The sequence below is a fragment of the Clostridium sp. DSM 8431 genome (genome assembly GCF_900116755.1).
Lineage (GTDB): Bacteria > Bacillota > Clostridia > Clostridiales > Clostridiaceae > Clostridium.
Map to the genome: position 1 here is coordinate 1 of NZ_FPBY01000297.1, position 1,969 is coordinate 1,969.

Consider the following 1,969-nt stretch of genomic DNA (forward strand, 5'->3'; position numbering starts at 1 on the left):
GCAACAACCAAATGTTTTTGCTATCTGAATTTTCTGTTCTTTATTTGGATATATTCTGTATTTATATGCTTTTAACATTTAATGCCACCTTCTTTTTTAACCCTGATTTTCTATATACTTTTTTAGCATTTCTTCTGATACATTTCCTACACTCAGGCAAAATACCCATCCGTCCAAAAAGTATGTTTCTTTCAAAAGTGCTTCCTTAGATAATTCGGATATCTTCTCCATATATGATATGTCGTGTAGCTTTTCATCAAATTTACAATTTTACTTATTGACATTGAAGGTTCTGTTTCTATCATATAATGAATATGGTCTTTATCGGTTTCCATATATCTAATGACAACACTATGTTTTGACATATCTCCTAGGAAAACTGCTTTATATCATCTATCATCTGCTTTGATACCAATAATTTTTTTCTATATTTGCATACAAAAATAATATGATATTGGAGTAAATACTTGTGTCTATTTTTAGATTTCCATGTTCCCATGACATAAATATAGCACAAACCACTCATTTGGGCTACCTTAACCCACCGTCTAAAGCCAGTGGGATTGCGGTAGCCTTATTTCAATTTCCTTATCTCCTCCTGTAGTATTATTTGTAATTAATGTATAAACTTCATTATAAGATGATAGATAATCTTTTTTTCTCCAATCTTTGCTCCTAATTCTCCAATACTATTTCCATAAGAATCATTAAATTTTTCTTTACCTATAACAACTTGAAAATATTCATCTCTAAGTTTATATATTGTATCTGTATACTTCTTACTCTCAATATTTTCTATCTCTTCATCTGTAAATTCACTATTATTTATTTTGCCAAGTTCTGAATCGAAAGGAATAGTTCCATATAGGTCAGTTACAACCTGCTTTGTAAAATCTAAAAGTCCATAAAATACATTAAACATTATCAGTGAAATTGTAAGAGCTATTACTGTAATTATAAATCTTGTTGGAGTTCTTCTTATATTCTTATAAGCAAGACTTCCTTCAATTCCAAATATTTTTCCAACAAGTCTTCCCTTTCTTCTTTTAATCTTTATAACACTTATTTCTTTAATATTTCTCATGGCTTCTACTGCCGAAACTTTTTTAGCTTTTCTTGCTGGCTGCATAATTGATAAATAAATTGTTACTGCAACAACTGCTGCTGTTATTAATAAAATTTTAGGATAGAATTTAACTTTAAAACTATCCATAAACATTAAATTATTGCCTAAAAATAGTTCTATACCAATCTTCAATCCAAGAAAGCCCAAAATACATCCTAAAGGAAATGCGATAATTCCAATTACTAATCCTTCTCTAAATATTATCCTTTTAATTTGTTTTGGTGATGCTCCTATTGCTTTTAAAATTCCGAAGTATCTTATCCTTTCTATTACTGAGATATTAAAGGAATTATATATTACTGTTATTGTACAAATAACTATTATTACAATTACGAATATAGCCATTGTGTTTAAAGATTTTGTAAAAGCAGAATCTCCTCCATTACCTGTTAAATAAAGAAGTTCTGAATTACCAGACTTAGTATCTCCACTTACTTCTACTCCTGAATCAGTTAAAACTTTATCTACTATATTTTGTTTGTTTTTTTCTGATTTTATATTTACAAAGACATTATACTCATCCTTTGAATTTAAACTTTTATCATCTAAGTAGCTACACATTTCTACTGCTGCATCTGAAACATAATATCCGCTTTCTGTTATTCCGCATACCTTAAATTGTTTTTCTGCATTTTCTGAAAGTAGCTTAATGGTATCTCCAATATTAACATTTAAAAATTTCTTAGTATTAACATCTATTGTGACTTCATTTTCTGATGAAGGAATATCTCCCTCAACTACTTTTTGTCTCTTTATTTTTGGCTGTATTATGAATAAAAGTGATAAAATATGTCAATCATCTTAACAAAGATTTTTTAGGAGATGATATATTTGAATTCGTAT

3 protein-coding genes are annotated in these 1,969 nt (G+C 28.2%); all 3 read right to left on the bottom strand.

From position 1 onward, the window contains the following. On the bottom strand, positions 1 to 78 hold a 78-nt coding region (locus BM384_RS16905; protein WP_139232167.1), incomplete at its 3' end, for a helix-turn-helix domain-containing protein. A gap of 113 nt (positions 79 to 191) precedes the next feature. After that, complete coding sequence (locus BM384_RS18420; RefSeq protein WP_347455101.1) at positions 192 to 365, bottom strand: transposase; 174 nt, start codon at positions 363 to 365, stop codon at positions 192 to 194. Positions 366 to 616: 251 nt separating this feature from the next. Then, positions 617 to 1,687, bottom strand: a complete 1,071-nt coding sequence (locus tag BM384_RS16915; protein WP_090015416.1) for an FtsX-like permease family protein — start codon at positions 1,685 to 1,687, stop codon at positions 617 to 619. Positions 1,688 to 1,969 lie beyond the last annotated feature (282 nt).

Bases quoted from the DNA above. Each gene is read 5' to 3' on its own strand.
- BM384_RS18420 (WP_347455101.1), bottom strand. From the start codon at position 365: ATGTCAAAACATAGTGTTGTCATTAGATATATGGAAACCGATAAAGAC.
- BM384_RS16915 (WP_090015416.1), bottom strand. From the start codon at position 1,687: ATGTGTAGCTACTTAGATGATAAAAGTTTAAATTCAAAGGATGAGTAT.